This is a genomic window from Aeromonas sp. 96A, assembly GCF_051919165.1.
Classification (GTDB): domain Bacteria; phylum Pseudomonadota; class Gammaproteobacteria; order Enterobacterales; family Aeromonadaceae; genus Aeromonas; species Aeromonas veronii.
Map to the genome: position 1 here is coordinate 3,715,001 of NZ_JBQBFE010000001.1, position 16,634 is coordinate 3,731,634.

The 16,634-nt window shown below is 60.2% G+C and carries 10 protein-coding genes and 2 rRNA genes (1 of these 12 cut by a window edge); 8 read left to right on the forward strand and 4 right to left on the reverse strand.

All coding sequences use genetic code 11. From position 1 onward, the window contains the following. From ACTG2W_RS17330 to ACTG2W_RS17365, 8 genes are all read left to right on the forward strand, one after another. Window positions 1-1,755, forward strand: a 23S ribosomal RNA gene (locus ACTG2W_RS17330) (it extends 1,135 nt beyond the left edge of the window). Between the two features lie 108 nt (window positions 1,756-1,863). Next, window positions 1,864-1,978 (forward strand): 5S ribosomal RNA (gene rrf / locus ACTG2W_RS17335). A gap of 183 nt (window positions 1,979-2,161) precedes the next feature. Continuing rightward, on the forward strand, window positions 2,162-2,668 hold the full coding sequence (locus ACTG2W_RS17340) for an NUDIX domain-containing protein (protein ID WP_440016428.1): 507 nt from the start codon (window positions 2,162-2,164) through the stop codon (window positions 2,666-2,668). Window positions 2,669-2,800: 132 nt separating this feature from the next. Continuing rightward, the gene (locus ACTG2W_RS17345; protein ID WP_368195988.1) at window positions 2,801-4,963 is read left to right on the forward strand and encodes an AsmA family protein; all 2,163 of its coding nucleotides are present in this window, start codon (window positions 2,801-2,803) and stop codon (window positions 4,961-4,963) included. Window positions 4,964-5,107: 144 nt separating this feature from the next. Next, window positions 5,108-6,490, forward strand: a complete 1,383-nt coding sequence (locus ACTG2W_RS17350; protein ID WP_368195987.1) for an ATP-binding protein — start codon at window positions 5,108-5,110, stop codon at window positions 6,488-6,490. Further along, window positions 6,487-7,134 carry a response regulator transcription factor gene (locus ACTG2W_RS17355; protein ID WP_128834984.1) on the forward strand — a complete coding sequence of 216 codons (648 nt, stop codon included), beginning with the start codon at window positions 6,487-6,489 and terminating at the stop codon, window positions 7,132-7,134. Before ACTG2W_RS17350 ends, ACTG2W_RS17355 begins: the two co-directional genes overlap by 4 nt. A gap of 80 nt (window positions 7,135-7,214) precedes the next feature. Beyond that, window positions 7,215-7,979 (forward strand): DUF2861 family protein, encoded by a 765-nt coding sequence (locus tag ACTG2W_RS17360; RefSeq protein WP_368195986.1) that lies wholly within the window; start codon window positions 7,215-7,217, stop codon window positions 7,977-7,979. 108 nt (window positions 7,980-8,087) lie between these two features. Continuing rightward, window positions 8,088-10,289, forward strand: a complete 2,202-nt coding sequence (locus tag ACTG2W_RS17365; RefSeq protein WP_440016429.1) for a glycoside hydrolase — start codon at window positions 8,088-8,090, stop codon at window positions 10,287-10,289. A 73-nt stretch (window positions 10,290-10,362) separates the two neighbouring features. Here ACTG2W_RS17365 and ACTG2W_RS17370 read toward each other — a convergent pair whose 3' ends face one another. The 4 genes from ACTG2W_RS17370 to ACTG2W_RS17385 form a co-directional block, all read right to left on the reverse strand. Next, window positions 10,363-11,457 (reverse strand): type I restriction endonuclease, encoded by a 1,095-nt coding sequence (locus ACTG2W_RS17370; RefSeq protein ID WP_042657270.1) that lies wholly within the window; start codon window positions 11,455-11,457, stop codon window positions 10,363-10,365. A gap of 265 nt (window positions 11,458-11,722) precedes the next feature. Continuing rightward, a complete protein-coding gene (gene glnE / locus ACTG2W_RS17375) occupies window positions 11,723-14,596 on the reverse strand; it encodes a bifunctional [glutamate--ammonia ligase]-adenylyl-L-tyrosine phosphorylase/[glutamate--ammonia-ligase] adenylyltransferase (protein WP_440016430.1) in 2,874 nt (957 codons plus the stop codon). Between the two features lie 159 nt (window positions 14,597-14,755). Continuing rightward, complete coding sequence (locus ACTG2W_RS17380) at window positions 14,756-15,202, reverse strand: GNAT family N-acetyltransferase (protein WP_064339507.1); 447 nt, start codon at window positions 15,200-15,202, stop codon at window positions 14,756-14,758. Between the two features lie 83 nt (window positions 15,203-15,285). Beyond that, window positions 15,286-16,536: a methyl-accepting chemotaxis protein gene (locus ACTG2W_RS17385; protein ID WP_005335445.1), complete on the reverse strand. Its 1,251-nt coding sequence runs from the start codon at window positions 16,534-16,536 to the stop codon at window positions 15,286-15,288. Window positions 16,537-16,634 lie beyond the last annotated feature (98 nt).

Sequence of the window (16,634 nt, forward strand, 5' to 3'; positions counted from 1 at the left end):
AGGCACCGAAGCCGCGGATTCACACTTATGTGTGAGTGGTAGGGGAGCGTTCTGTAAGTCTGCGAAGGTGTATCGAGAGGTATGCTGGAGATATCAGAAGTGCGAATGCTGACGTAAGTAACGATAAAGGGGGTGAAAAGCCTCCTCGCCGGAAGACCAAGGGTTCCTGTCCAACGTTAATCGGGGCAGGGTGAGTCGACCCCTAAGGCGAGGCCGAAAGGCGTAGTCGATGGGAAGCAGGTTAATATTCCTGCACGACTTGTAATTGCGATGGGGGGACGGAGAAGGCTAGGTGGGCCAGGCGACGGTTGTCCTGGTGAAAGTGCGTAGGTGGTGTTTCTAGGCAAATCCGGAGACACAACACTGAGACACGAGACGAACACACTACGGTGTGGAAGCCATTGATGCCCTGCTTCCAGGAAAAGCCTCTAAGCTTCAGATTACAAGTCATCGTACCCCAAACCGACACAGGTGGTCGGGTAGAGAATACCAAGGCGCTTGAGAGAACTCGGGTGAAGGAACTAGGCAAAATAGAACCGTAACTTCGGGAGAAGGTTCGCTCCTGACAGTGAAGTCCCTTGCGGATGGAGCAGTTGGGAGTCGCAGTGACCAGATGGCTGGGACTGTTTATCAAAAACACAGCACTCTGCAAACACGAAAGTGGACGTATAGGGTGTGACACCTGCCCGGTGCCGGAAGGTTAATTGATGGGGTTAGCGCAAGCGAAGCTCTTGATCGAAGCCCCGGTAAACGGCGGCCGTAACTATAACGGTCCTAAGGTAGCGAAATTCCTTGTCGGGTAAGTTCCGACCTGCACGAATGGTGTAACCATGGCCATGCTGTCTCCACCCGAGACTCAGTGAAATCGAATTCGCCGTGAAGATGCGGTGTACCCGCGGCTAGACGGAAAGACCCCGTGAACCTTTACTACAGCTTGGCACTGAACATTGAACCTACATGTGTAGGATAGGTGGGAGGCTTTGAAGGCGTGACGCCAGTTGCGCTGGAGCCGTCCTTGAAATACCACCCTTGTATGTTTGATGTTCTAACGCAGGGCCCTGAATCGGGCTCGCGGACAGTGCCTGGTGGGTAGTTTGACTGGGGCGGTCTCCTCCCAAAGAGTAACGGAGGAGCACGAAGGTTGGCTAATCCTGGTCGGACATCAGGAGGTTAGTGCAATGGCATAAGCCAGCTTAACTGCGAGACGGACAGGTCGAGCAGGTACGAAAGTAGGTCATAGTGATCCGGTGGTTCTGAATGGAAGGGCCATCGCTCAACGGATAAAAGGTACTCCGGGGATAACAGGCTGATACCGCCCAAGAGTTCATATCGACGGCGGTGTTTGGCACCTCGATGTCGGCTCATCACATCCTGGGGCTGAAGTCGGTCCCAAGGGTATGGCTGTTCGCCATTTAAAGTGGTACGCGAGCTGGGTTCAGAACGTCGTGAGACAGTTCGGTCCCTATCTGCCGTGGGCGTTGGATGATTGAAGGGAGTTGCTCCTAGTACGAGAGGACCGGAGTGAACGAACCTCTGGTGTTCGGGTTGTCACGCCAGTGGCACTGCCCGGTAGCTAAGTTCGGAATCGATAACCGCTGAAAGCATCTAAGCGGGAAGCGAGCCCTGAGATGAGTCATCCCTGACCCCTTGAGGGTCCTAAAGGGCCGTTGGAGACCACAACGTTGATAGGTGGGGTGTGTAAGCGCGGCGACGTGTTGAGCTAACCCATACTAATTACCCGTGAGGCTTAACCATACAACACCCAAGAAGTGTTCTAAGGCTTGTAGCAAACCTAAGCGAACTACTAATTCAGTGATAATGACCAAGTCGTTATTCACGTCAGCTTTCTAGATTAAGAATTTGCCTGGCGGCCATAGCGCCGTGGAACCACCTGATCCCATGCCGAACTCAGAAGTGAAACGCGGTAGCGCCGATGGTAGTGTGGCATTCGCCATGCGAGAGTAGGACACTGCCAGGCACCCAATTTAAGAACCCCGCTCATCGAGCGGGGTTTTTTATTGCCTAGAAATCAGAAAGTCGCCTGAAAATTGGCCAGTGTTATCCCCTCCTTCCCCTGAATTCCTGATCATCCCATCAGTTTTATTCATAAAAAACGGCCCTGGCAGCGTAAAATGGTGCTTTATCTGGTCGGAGATAGCCCATGTTTTGTCCAAAATGCGGCGGTCAAACCCTGCAGAGCGTCAGCCCCAAAGAGTTTCGCTGTGGCTGCGGTTTTCATTTTTTCCAGAATGTGGCGACGGCGGTGATGGTGGCGCTTTGCTGGCAGGACGAGGTGCTGGTTGCGGTGAGAGCAGGCAATCCGGGCAAGGGGTTGCTGGATCTGCCGGGCGGATTTGTCGATCCCGGCGAGTCGCTGGAGGGGGCGCTGGTGCGCGAGTTGCAGGAGGAGCTGGGACTCGATGTCAGCGCTCATCCTTGTACCTATCTCGGTTACTTCCCCAATACCTATCCCTACGATGGCATCACCTATCACACCTGTGACACCTTCTTTGCCATCAAGCTGAGTGAAAAACCTGTCATCCAGCCGGCTGACGATGTGGCCGCCTGTCAGTGGTTGAAACTCAGCGATATCCCCTTGTCCCGTTTTGCTTTCGAGTCGACGCGCACCGCGATGGCGCGGTTGCTGCAATCCCCTTTGCAAGCCTGATCCCTGCTGATGACGATGGGGATTGGCAGCGACCATCCCTGTCTCATCCTTGTCCACTTTTGTCCCGCAGACGCCATTCGTCAGACGGTGAGTGGTATAGTCAGCAGTGGATCCGGATTCAAGGAGCATATCGTGAAGAAGATAGTTCTCATCTTGCTCGGCATCGCCGTGGCGGCCTTGCTGGCCATAGTGACGCTGATAAGCCTTATCGACCCCAATCAATTCAAGCCCCAACTGGCTGAACAGGTGCGCAAGAGCACAGGCCGGGAACTGGTGATGGCGGGAGAGATTGACTGGCGTTTCTGGCCGAGTCTCGGCCTCTCGCTGGAGAAGGTTGCTCTGCGCAATCCGGCCGGCTTTGCCGAGCCGGATCTGATTCGTTTCGAACAGGGCGATGCCTCGGTGGCCCTGTTGCCGTTGCTCTCCCATCGCCTGGAGATCGGCAAGGTAACCTTGAGTGGCGCCCATCTCTTTATCCAGACCAAGGCGGATGGCAGCTCCAATCTGAGCGGACTGATCAAGGATGCCACTGCTGATGCAAGCGAACCAGTCGTCCCCGCAACTCCTGCGCCAACCGCTGATAGCAAGCCCTGGCAGATCAGCTTGCAGGGTGTCGCGCTCTCCCAGGCCAGTGCGCTGGTACAGGATGATCGCAGCGGCACCTCGCTGCGACTGGATCGCCTCGATCTCGATATGGGGCAGCTGGCCACCGATCAGTGGGTACCCGTGACGCTGGCCGTCAAGGGGAGTGCCGACAAGCTCGCTTTCGACGTTAAAGGGCAGACCCAGATCAAGCTGGCGCAGGAGGTGATGGCGAGTGAACTGAAAGATCTGAGCCTCAGTGGCAGCCTGAGTGACCCGTCCCTGCGACTCGACAGTTTCTCCATCAAGGGGGACCGATTGGCCTTGGGTGAGTGGAGCAACCTCACGTTGGCGCTCAAAGGGGCCAAGGTAGAGGGGCTGCAAGCTTCACTGGCTGGCTCGCTGGAAGGAACACTCAAGGGACGGCTCGATAAAGAGATGAAGCTGGCCGAGCTCTCCGATGTGCTGCTGACGGCAGCGCTGGAAGGTGATGCGCTGCCGCGCCCGCAGATGAAGCTGAAACTGGCCGGGTTTGCCCGTGCCGAGCTCGACAAGCAGTTGATTACCCTGAGCAAGCTGGTGATGAGTGCCGATGAGGCGCTGTTGAGTGGTGATGGAACCGTGCAGCTTGGTGCCATTCCCGCAATCAGCTTCGATCTCAAGGGGGAGAAGCTGGATCTCGACAAATGGCTCGCCAAATCGGTACCGACCACACCTGCGCAGGCGAAAGAGGACAAACCGGCGGCCGGTGCTTCCAATACCGCTGCAAGTGACAATAAAGCGGTCACCGGCAAGAGCGAAGCCCTCTCCGCGGTTGAACCGGATCTGGGCGCGCTCAAAGGGGTGGATCTGGATGGTCGGTTGCAACTTGGCAGCCTGCGCCTGAAAGGGCTGGATCTCGGTGCTGTCGATCTGCAGGTGGCTATGGCCAAGGGACTGCTCACGCTCAAACAGTTCAGCGCGACCGTGGCTGGCGGTCAGGTAAGCGCGAACGGGGTACTCGACGCACGCCAGCAGCCCGCCACCTACAAGGTGCACAAGCAGGTGGCCGGAGTGAACATTCGTCCCTTGTTGCAGACTCTGGCCCAGAGTGATCTGCTGGAGGGCAAGGGCGATCTCGATGTGCAGGTGCAGGGGCGTGGTCTCTCTGCGCTGGCACTGCGCAACGGAATACAGGGCAAGGTGACCTTGAAGCTGAGCGACGGCGCCCTGCATGGCATCAACCTGCCGGAGATGATCCGCGAGGCGCGGGCCACCCTCACCGGCAAGGGGGCCGAGCAGGTGAAGGAGGCGCGCAAGACCGACTTCAGCGCTCTGACCGCCAGCTTCCAGATTGCCGACGGCATCGCCCGCAGCAACGACATCCAGCTCTTTGCACCCGCCTTGCGGGTCAAGGGGGATGGGCAGACTGCGCTGGTGCCGGAGAGCCTCGACTTCCTGTTCCTCACCTCCATCGTCGAGAGCAGCAAGGGGCAGGGGGGCAAGGATGTGGACGAGCTGAAGGAGATCACCATTCCGGTGCGGATCGGCGGTCACTGGCAGGCCCCCAGCTATCACCTCGATGTGAAGGCGCTGCTCAGCAACAACAAATTGCTGGAGGATAAGGCGCGCAAGGAGGCCGAACGCGGCCTCAAGAAGCTGCTGGGTGACAAGGCCGACAACGATGCCGTCAAAGGGGTGGCCGACCAGCTGCTCAAGGGACTGTTCAAATAGGTGACGGTTCACATGGCTGGCGGGAGCCGCGCCAATGCCGTTAGCGGTTGACCGGATGTCAGCGCCATTGAAAAATGGCGCTGACATTTTTTATGGCGCAGTGATCTGTTGCGCCTTCATCCGGAGTCATCTCGAGTTGAAACCATGCGCCTGATCCTGCTGCTCTGTTCCCTGATCTGCTACGGCATGGCTTCTCCGGTGCTGGCCGGGCCGCTGGCGGATCGTCTGGCGGGCGAGCTGGCCAGACAGACTCCAGAACAGGCGCTGCCTCTTGACGAGATGCAGCGGCTCGACCGGCGCTTGATTGCTCCCGACTCCCTCTATCCCGCCTGGCAGCGCTATCCGCTGCGCCAGCTGCAGGCTATCTATCGCTATCAGCAGGAGTGCGGGACAGATAATGAGTTGCCCGCCGAGTGGCTGCCGCTGCTGAGGGCGCTTTGTGGCCAAGGGGCTAAGCCCTCGACCAGCTGGTTTGCCGCTCACCCCATCTATCCGTTGGGTGGCTCCAGCGTGGCTCGCTGGCAGGCTGGTCATCCGGTGGCCGGGCTCGACGCTCTGCTCCATGTGCGGGAGCGGCGAGATCAGTTGGGGCAGCTCGGCGAGCTCGATAATGACAACCTCGATGCCCTGCTGCGGGGGGAGCGCTGGTTGCTGCAATCGGGTCAGCTCTGGCTGCTTGCCGATGGGCAGTGGCGTCGTTACGGTGCCGGGCAGTGGCAGCCGCTGGCCGAGCGGCTTGGCGTGACGCTGGATAGCCGGGTCGATGGCTCCTGCCAGGAGCGGGTTGGGGGGATCTGCATCAACGAGCGCCCCACGCTGCATTGGCAGTGGCTGGCGCTGGCCAGCTCTCTTGGTTTCATCCTGCTGCTGGGGTGGGCCAGCTGGCAGCGCTGGCGCCTGCTGCGGGAGCGGCGTGTCGCATTGCAGATGCTGACCCACGAGCTGCGCACTCCCATCATGGCGCTCTCTGGCATCAGCGAGGAGCTGCGCCACGATTTCGACCGGCTGCCCCCTTCCGCCCAGCAGAGCGTGGGGCAGCTGCTGGGCAGTGTCGCCCGTCTGCATCAACTGGCGCAGGCCAGTCGCCACTATCTGGCGGCAGAGACTCTCGAAGATGAGCGGGTGGCGGTCAGTCTGGCCGAGTGGCTCACCCAGGCTTGCGAGCGGCATGACGCCACCTTCTGCCTTGAGCGGGAGATGACTCTGGCGCTCCCCTTCTACTGGCTCGACCTTGCCCTCGACAATTTGCTGCGCAACGCCAGCCAGCATGGCTGTGCACCGGTTCGGATCTGTGCCAGCTGGCAGGCGGGGCGTTTGATCCTCGCGGTCAGCGATGGCGGCGAGCTGCCGGGTTACCGGCTCGCCACCCTGCTGCGTCGCGGAGCCCGTGCCGAGGGTTTGGGGCTGGGGCTTGCCATCGTGCGCCATCTGCTGCGCCGCCTTGGCGGGCGCCTCGTCCTATCCGGCCCGCCCACCACCTTTACCCTGATGCTGCCCTGCCAACTCTGGAGCGATACCGAATCATGAAGACCCTCCTGCTTGTCGAAGACGAGGCGCTGCTGGCGGAGAACCTGCAACGCTATCTGACCCGCGAGGGGTATCGCTGCCTCTGGTGCGACACCCTGGCTACGGCGGAGCAGCAGTGGCTGGCGGCGGATCTGGTGCTGCTGGATCGCACCATGCCGGAGGGGGATGCCCTCGACTGGCTACCCCAGTGGCTGGCGCGCAAGGCGCTGCCGGTGATCGTGCTCACCGCAAGGGTGGAGGTGAGCGATCGGGTGGCCGGGCTCGATGCGGGGGCGCGCGACTACCTGACCAAACCCTTCTCCCATGACGAGCTGCTGGCGCGGATCCGGGCCCAGTTGCGTCAGCTGGGGGATGGCACTCAGGCAGTGGGCGGCTTGCAGCTTCATCCTGCCCGGATGCAGGCGAGCTGGCAGGATGCGGAGGTGAGCTTTACCCCCACCGAGTTTGCCCTGCTCACTCTGCTGGTGCGGATGGCGGGGCGGGTGCTGAGCCGGGAGGAGATCCTCAACCGGGTATGGGGCTATCAGGCGTTTCCCTCCACCCGCACCGTTGATACCCATATTCTGCAACTGCGCCAGAAGCTGCCCGGGTTGGCCATCGAGACGGTGCGCGGCATCGGCTACCGGCTGGAGGTGACAGCGTGAAGCGCGCAACGCTGGCTGCTCTGCTGTTAGCTCTAAGCGTCGGCCTTCTGAACCTGGGCCTTCTAAACGTAAGCAGCGTGATGGCAACCGAACGCCTCCTGGAAGCCGATCGCGCCGACCCGCTGCAACCGGCTACGTTGGCGCTGTTGCAGGGGGATAACCGGCACGCCTGGCAATCTTTGCAGCAGGCATGGCCCGCCCTCACAAGTGATGCCGAGCGCCGTAGCTGGCAGGGGATGCTGGCTGCGCTCAGTGCCCAGCACTGCGGCAAGGATTTCCCGCTCACTCTGCCTGATGGGGTGAGCGAGCTGCGCCTTGAGCTGATCCAGCGCGATGCGCCGCTGCTGCGGGACTATCGGGTGCAGTTGACCGGGGAGGGGCCCATCACCACCGCGGAACTTATCGATTCCGCTGGCCGTGACCGACTGGCAGGTGCCCAGTGGGAGGCGGAAGAGAACTCCGGAGTCAGGGTCGTGGGGGCCGATCTGCCGACGCCTTTGCCAGCCGGGCTCTATCAGCTGCGGCTGACGGTGGCGGGCCTGCGTTGGCAGGTGGCGTTGCCGCTGCCTGCGGTGCAGGATCTGGACTGGCTCTCCCGCTCGCCGCAGGCGGTAGCCAATCTCCCCGTCAATCCTGCGGCCTGCACGCCGCTCTGGCTCGATCAGGCGGTGCTGGCTCGCCCGCAATACTCCCTGCTCTGGTGGCACCGGATTGCGCCCGATGAGCCGGTGAACTGGCCAACCGCTACGCCCGACAGCTGGCGTACCCTTTCGCTGGTGCAGACCAGCCAGCGCGGCCAGCTGGTGTTGCAGCTAAGCCACAGTCAGGCGGGGCCGGTTGAGTAATGGTCGTCGTGATGGTCAGTTGCACGCAATCCTGACATTGGCCTGACAATCGCAGGCGGCCAATCTGCTGAAATGGCGATTCCCGTGTGTTATCAGGAATCACCGACCATGACTCTTCTTCCCGTGCTAACGAGCCGGATCCGCCCGCTGCTGCTGTTGGCGCCGCTGTTCTCCCTGCCTGCCGAGGCGCTGACCCTTGCCAACGATCAGTGGCGCATCGAGCTGGATCCCGCCACCCTGGCGGCCGAGGCTGTGCTGCCATCGGGCAAGCACCTTCTCATCTCTTCTCCCGGCCCGCGTCAGCCGGTCACCGCTCTGCAGCAGGAGGGGGAGCGCGCCAGCTGGCTGACCCGTGCCGATGGCGAGGTGCGGGCCTCGGCCCGCCTTGAAGGCAACCGTCTGATCCTCAGCTTGAGTCGTGCGAGTGCTGGCGAGCTAGTGTGGCCACGGGTGCCGGCAGGGGCGCAGGCGCTGATGCTGCCGATCCACGAGGGCTTTCGCATCCCGGTTGATCATCCCGAGTGGCGCAAGGCATTGGCGCAGGAGTATCAGGGGATCAACACCACCGAGGATCTCACCCTGCCGCTGGTCGGGCTGGATCACAGCGATCAGCAGCTGGCGATCTTCTTTGCCAACCCCTTCAACAACCGGCTCACCTTTGCGCCCAGGAAAGATGGTATTGCCCTGACGGCGACCCATCGCGTCAATCGCCTCAATCTTGCTGTCCCCTATGAGGTGGCGGTGTCGCTGCAACCGGGCAACGACTGGCTGGCGGCGGGCAAGGCCTATCGCAACTGGCTGCAGGAGCGGGGCGAGCTGGTCTCGCTCGAGAGCAAGCTGGCGGCAGTACCGGATGGCAAGCGGCTGATCGGCGCCTCTCACCTCTATCTCTGGGGCGAGCGACTGCTGGTGCCACAGGATGTGAAGAGTTGGCCTGCGTTGCGCCGCCTGATCCCTGTTGACTGGCTCAAGGGGGAGAGTAAAACGGCGCTGCAAGCACCCGATCTTGAGCGCAACCGCTACCTGCAAAATCTTGTGCTGACCGGAGTTGAGCAGGCGCTTGCGCTGCGCCATCCGGGTCAGCAACCTGCTGATTTCGCTGCCCGGCGCACGCTGGCTGCCACGCAACTGGGGGCTGCGCTCAACGAGCCGCAGAGTTGGGGTGATGGCAGCTCCGCCAAGATGATCGCTGCTCTCAAGCAGGCTGGACTACCCAAACTCTGGCTGGGTCTGCCCCAGTGGACCGCCGCTTTTGCTGCGCCAGAGGGGATTGAACTTGCCAAAGCGGCGGGCTATCTCATCGCTCCTTACGACTCTTACGATACCGCGCTGCCGGAGGGGAATCGCCAGCAGAGCTGGCTCACCGCCCAGATGGGGCAGGATATCTACCTGCGCTGCGGCATCATGCTGGAGAACGGACGGCGCAAGAGCGGCTTTCAAAACAGCGGCGTCTACACCAATCAGGCCTGCGTGCGCCCGGTGATGGAGCAGCGAGTGCCAAAATTGCAGCAGGCGAGCCACTACAACAGCTGGTTCCTCGATGTGGCGGCGACCGGCATGGTGTTTGACGACTTCGACCCGGCCAAGCCAACCACTCAGGCGCAGGATGCGGACAACCGGATGGCGGGGATGGCGTGGATTGCCAAGAGTCAGGGTGTGCTGGTGGGCTCCGAGGAGGGCGGGGCGGTAGCCAACCGCACCGCGGCCTTTGCCCACGGCCCCCAGACCAGCGGTTTTGGCTGGCAGGATCCCGATATGCGCCGCAACAAGCGCTCTCCCTACTATCTGGGGGCCTGGTATCCCGACTATCAGCCTGCATTTTTCTTTCGCCAGAGCCACCTAAAACCTGAGTATCAGGGGCTCTACTTCGATCCGGCGCTGCGGCTGCCGCTGTTCCAGAGCGTCTTTCACGACAGCATAGTGACCACCCACCACTGGACGATAGACAGCCTGAAGTTCAGGGAGAGCCGTCAGGTCACCGAACTGTTGCAGCAGCTCTACAACGTGCCGCCCCTGCTCAATCTCAGTCTGGATAGCGCCAACGTGCGCATTCCCTACCTCAAGGGGCTCGATGCCTTCTTCCGTCCGCTGCATGAGAGGCTCTACAACCAGCCGCTCACCGGTTTTCGCTGGCTCGATAAAAGAGGTGTGGTGCAGCAGAGCGAGTTTGCCGATAGTACTCGACTGATAGCCAACTTCGGCCCGGCCACCGAGCTGGCGGGGATCAAACTGGCCGCTCAAAGCGTGTTGGCGCTGTTGCCCGATGGCAGGCAGTTGCAGTTTGTTTCGCAACCAGATGGGGGGCGTTGAAACAGGTCTCGGTTAGTTTGCTGCTTACAGAAGGGAATGGGGGCGGAGTGATTTCGCCCCCCTTTAACCAGCCTTACTCGTAGACTGAATTGGCTGTCAGTAGCTGATCTGCAAAGGTGAAAATCTCATCTATCGAGGAGATAGGATGTCGGGTCTCTTTCTTGTCAGCATCAAATAAACCGATATATTTCTGCTTTGCATTGAAATGCAACCGGCATAACGGCTTGCGATTATTATCGTCGAGGAGAATACCAAAATAGCTTTGGGTATCTCGTGCCGCGATTCTTGTTACATCAAATCGCTGTCTCAGAATTGCCTTGACGACATTAAAGCCTTCCATCTCTTCAATCGTTGTATCGACCTTTGATTTTTCCTCGCTACTGCCTTCGGTATTATTGTTGTCACTTGATGGATTACTATCAAATGCCGGTTGGATCGTTGAGGAGCTGACACTGCCACCAATCGCAGACTTCAATCTGGCATTGATGCTGTCATTCAGAAATTGGCTAAGTGCCTTCTTGGTGATGTCGGTAAAGGACTGTTTGACCTTTGCAGTCAGTACACCGTCATAGATTCTGGATGCAAAGAACTTAACAAAGTCTTCTTCCGGTGAGGCAAATTGTTCGGCTAGCAACTTTTTGATCTGGCTGAGGTACTTCAGTTCACCAGCTGCATCGACCACAGAATCAACATCGAAAGAGGTTTTGGTTAGTTTCAATACCTCAGGCACTATGTGTTCATCAATGTCTTCCAGATCGAGCGTCAAAAATGGTTTTTCGTCCATTTTGTTTGGCGCATCAAGATCTGTGTAGAACTCATATTGTGCCCCATTGGTCAGAATGCCGATTCGAGCATTGGTAACTGAAAAATAGCGAAAGAGTTGACCAGAGTGCTTGGCCGAGAGTTTTTCACTGTATTTTTTGCACTCAACCAGAATTTGCACTTGGCCATCTTTGAGAATGGCGTAGTCAACCTTTTCCCCTTTTTTGATGCCTGTATCTGCGGTGAATTCCGGAATCACCTCCGTAGGATCAAACACATCATAACCAAGCACACGATTGAGAAATGGCATGACAAATGCGTTTTTGGTTGCTTCTTCAGTGGTGATCATCGATGACTGTTGAGCAATCTTTTTGGCGAGACTCTGTAGCTGCTCTGAAAAATCCATTGTTTCCTCTCTGCGCTGGGACTGGAATTGTTTAGTTGATATTCACCCGTCATATCTGGCCAAAATCAGGTGAAGTCATAGACACGGCTTATCTCTGCGTATATTCGGCAAAGTGCCATACGATTCCAAGGTTGGTATGCCTGAAACAGGATCCAGCTCACCGCTATTGAGTTTCATATGAAGAAAATATGAGCTTGTAGCTGATGTTTATATTAGAAAGGGGGGCCAAAGCGCCCCTTTCTCGTTGAACCAGCAGTGGTTTATCTCACTCCCCCAGCAGGGTTTGCCAGACGGCGAGCACATGGCTGCGTTCACTCTGCAGCTGATCGTCGCTCACCTTGCGGGAGATCTCCGAGAGGTTGAGACGATGGCCGAGGTTGCGGATCTCCAGATAGGCCTGCTTCAGCCCCTCCGCCTGCTCCAGGGTCAGTACCCCCGCCATCACGCACTCATCGAAGATGCGCACGTTATCGGACCAGCGGGTGAGGGCATCGGGCTCGCCGCAGGCGTGGGCCAGCACCAGATACTGGGCGATAAACTCGATATCCACCATGCCGCCGGGGGACTGCTTGAGGTCGAACTCGCCAGCCCCCGCTTTCAGCAGGTGATCCCGCATCTTGTGGTGCATCTCGCGCACCTCGCGGGCCAGGGTCGGCAGCTCCCGCTCCTTGGCCAGCACATCGCGGCGGATACGGGCAAATTCGGCAACGATGGCGTCATCGCCATAGATGGGGCGAGCCCGCACCAGCGCCTGATGTTCCCAGGTCCATGCCTCGTTTTGCTGGTACTGCTCGTAGGCCGACAGCGACGAGACCAGCAGGCCTGAGTCGCCGGAGGGGCGCAGCCGCATATCGATCTCGTAGAGGATCCCGGACGGGGTACGGGTGCTGAACAGGTGCAGGATCCGCTGGGCGAGGCGCAGGTAGAACTGGCGGCTGTCGATGGGCTTGCGCCCGTCGGTGTAGCTGTTGGGGTCACCGCCATGCAGGAACACCAGATCGAGATCCGAGCCGTAACCGAGCTCGATACCGCCCAGCTTGCCATAGGCCACCACCGCAAAGCCGCGCTGGCCGCTGGTTGCCACCTCGGGCGGCACCCCGTAGCGTTCGCTCATCTGGGCCCACGCCTGATTGACCACCTCCTCGGTGATCGCCTCCGCCAGCCAGGTGAGGTGGTCGCTCACCTTCATCAGCGGCAGGGCGCCGGCGATGTCGGCCGCCACGATGCGCAGCAACTGCACCTGTTTGAACTGGCGCAGCGCCTCCATCTGCTGCTCCACGTCCTCTTCGGGGATGCGCAGCAGGAACTGGCGCAGCTGGGGCTTGTACTGGTCGAGCGGGGTGGGGTGGTAGAGGTGCTGGGGATCGAGCAGCTCGTCCAGCAAAATCGGGTAGCGGGCCAGTTGCTCGCTCACCAGATGGCTGGCGTCGCACAGCCGCACCAGCTGGCGCAGGGCTCCCGGGTTCTCCGCCAGCAGTTGCAAATAGGCGCTGCGGGTGAAGATGCGGGTCAGCAGCTCACAGACCCGTTCGAACAGGCGGGCTGGTTGCTCGCTGGCGACAACCAGCCGCAGCAGCTCCGGCATCAGCCAGTCCAGCGCGATGCGCCCCTGCGGCCCTACCTGACGGCGCTTGTACTCCTCCTTGAAACGCAGCAGCGCGGCACAGAGCGGAGCGGGCTCGACGACCCCTTGAGCAGTCAGCAATTTTTCCAGCTCGGCGGCGTCGAGCTCGGTGCGCCAGAGATCGAGCCAGAGCTGCTCCAGATGGGCGGGTGCCTCTTTCTCTTCCCCCACCACGGCGGCGAACTCCTGATGGACGGCGGCCATCTCCTCATCCAGATAAGCCATAAAGGTGCCCCAGTCGGCAAAGCCGAGGGCGGCGATCAGCCGCTGGCGATCCCGCTCCTCGGTGGGCAGGGTCTGGGTCTGTTGATCGCCGATCTCCTGCAATATGTTCTCGACCCGGCGCAAGAAGCGATAGGCCGCCAGCAAGCGATCGCAATGGGCAGATTCGAGGGCGCCACATTGGGCGATGGCGGCCAGCGCTTCGGGCAGGTGACGCACCCGCAGTGCAGGTTCACGACCGCCGCGAATAAGCTGCAGCGCCTGGGCGATAAACTCCACCTCGCGAATGCCGCCAGCCCCCAGCTTGATGTTGCCCTCCAGCCCCTTGCGGCGCACCTCGGCGGCGATCATCGCCTTCATCTGGCGCAGGCCGTCGATAACGCCAAAGTCGATATAGCGGCGAAACACGAAGGGACGCAGCATCTCGGCCAGCTCCACTGCGTGTTCGCACTGGGGCCCCAGTACCCGCGCTTTGACCATGGCGTAGCGCTCCCAGTTGCGGCCGTGGTGCTGGTAGTAATCCTCCATGGCGGCGAAGGAGATGGCGAGCGGCCCCGCATCGCCAAAGGGGCGTAAGCGCATATCGACCCGGAACACCTGACCATCCTGGGTGGGCTGGTGGAGGGCGTTGATGATGCGCTGGCCCAGCTTGATAAAGAACTGCTGGTTGGCGAGCTCGCGCCGCCCGCCGACCGTGTAGCCGTTCTCGGGGAAGGTGAAGATAAGGTCGATATCCGAGGAGAAGTTGAGCTCGCCACCACCCAGCTTGCCCATACCGAGAATGAGCAGCGGCTGCGGGTTGCCATTGCCATCCATCGGGGTGCCCAGCTCGCCACACTGTTTGGCGTAGAGCCAGTCGCGGGCGGAGCAGATCAGGGCATCCGCCAGCTTGGTGAGGTGGATAAAGCTCTCTTCCACCGCTGCATGGCTCAGCAGCTCGCGCCAGGCGATCACCAGCATGCGGCTGCGGCGGAACTGGCGCAGGATACGCTTGAGCGCCTCTTCATCGCTTACCTCGGCGAGCAGGGCGGTCAGATCGCTCTGGTAGGCGGGCCAGCGTTCGGCCTGATCCAGATCCCCGGAGGCGAGCAGTTCGGTCAGCAACTCCGGCTGTTTGAAGAGAGAGTCGGCGACAAAATCGGAGAGGCCCAGCAGGGTCAGTAGGGTCTGGCGTACCGGCTCGGGCTGGTTGCCATAGTCGGGGGCCAGCTCGACCAGTCGCTGCCACTGGCGCTCGGCCTGTTCTTGCAGCAGGGGGGAGAGGGCGGAGAAAGAGGGAGAGTGCTGGGCCACGGTTGCCGTCCTTGTGGTTCACGACAGCGGGTTAACGACACGGGGTTAACAACGCTGCCGGTTCAAAATGGTGGCTGCCAATCTAGCACTGTCAGGCCCCCGCGTCACAGCGCAGGGGCGAGAAGCATGATCCGGTGGGAATTATTGGCCGCCAGTCAATCAGGTGCGCTGGTAGATGGCAGGGTTGTAGATCTCCATCAGGCTGTCTGGACTTGCTGGGGGCGCAAAGCCAAAACCGGCATAGAGGCCGTGAGCATCAGAGGTGGCGAGAGCGAGACGACGTAATCCCTGCAACTCGGGATGGTCGACAATGGTTGCCACCAGTGCCTTGCTGTAACCCCGGCCGCGGTACTCAGGCAGCACGAAGACATCGGCCAGATAGCCAAAGGTGGCCTTGTCGGTGATGACCCGGGCGAAGGCAACCTGCTGACCATCGACATAGCCGCCAACGCAGAGGGAGTGGTTGATAGCCCGCACCACAGTGCTGTGGGGAATACCACGGCACCAGTAAGCCTCTTCGGAGAGAAAACGGTGGATCAGCGGCACATCGAGCCGCCCCTTGTCGTCACTGAGCTCGAGTGGTGGGTGCGTTGCATTTTGCTGCATATTGGCTCCTTGCCGTGCGCTGGAAATGAGAAAGGCCCCCTCAAGGGGCCTTCCAGTCTAACCGGATTGGGGCATGAAAACAGTCAGACGAGTTTGAAGGACTGGATCTGGCTGTCGAGCTCCTTGCTGTGCTGCTCGACCAGCTCGGAGGCCTCTTGCAGTTCACGCAGCACCACGACGGAGCCTTCGGCGATCTGCTTGACCTGCTCCAGATTACCGCGCATCTCTTCGGCGACCGAGCTCTGTTGCTCGGAGGCGGCGGCGATGTGGCGGTTCATGTCGGCGACACCCTGTACCCGCTGCACTATGGTGGCGAGCTGGGTACCGGCCTGGGTCACCTGTTCCACCCCCTTGTCGGCCTGCTGTACGCTTTGGGCCATCAGCTCGCCGGCCTGATGGGCATTGCCCTGCAGCTGTTCGATCATCTTCTGGATCTCGACGGTGGCGGCCTGAGCCCGGTTGGCCAGCTCGCGCACTTCGGAGGCCACCACGGCAAAGCCACGACCCGCTTCACCGGCGCGAGCCGCTTCGATGGCCGCGTTCAGTGCCAGCAGGTTGGTCTGTTCCGAGATGCCGCGAATGGTGTCGACTACCGAGCCAATGCGCTCGACCCCCTGCTCCACCTCGTTGACCACGGTGGCGGAGCGCTGGATGTTGCCGGAGAGGGTATCGATGGTGCTGACGGTGTCGGCGACGCAGCGGCTCCCCTCTTCCGCCAGCTGGCTGGTTTCGGCGGTGGCGTGAGAGGCCTGATCCGCATGGGCGGCCACTTCGCGAATGGCGCCGACCATCTGGCTCATGGCGCTGGCCAGCTGTTCGATCTGGGTGAACTCTTCGTTGATCGCTTCGTTGGCCTCTTCCATGCAAAGGGTCACCTGGGAGGCGATGTCGTTGAGCTCCTTGCAGGCGGCGCGCTGGTTGCCAAACACCTCTTTGAGGTTCTCCTGCGAGTGTGAGACCGCCTTGGCGATGTCGCCGAATTCGTCACGTGACTTGAGCAGTACCTTGTGGCTGAGGTCCCGCTTGGCGAAGCGTTCCAGAAGGCCTACCAGATAGTGCACCTGCTTGACCATCAGGCGGGAGCCGGTGAGCAGCAGGATCACGAACAGCAGCCCCATGATGGCGGTCTCCATCAGACCGGTCCAGAGCAGGCGATTGGAGATCGCATCCGCCTTGGCGGGATCGAGCCCTTCGCTGAGCAGGGTCGCTTCCAGATTGTTGGCGTCAAACCAGAGTTTTGTCAGTAGCAGGAGGGTACTGAACACCATCAGCAGCACCACTTTGGGTACCAACCGGATGTTGCTCATTCTTTTCTCCAGCAGGTTCAGCTGCATTGTCATTCTCCTTTTAAAAGCCGTTTTTTCCTTTGCCCTCAGGACTATCGGCATTATCTTCTCTTTTATTAATTTGCACTGTGCTTAAAGTTGGAAAA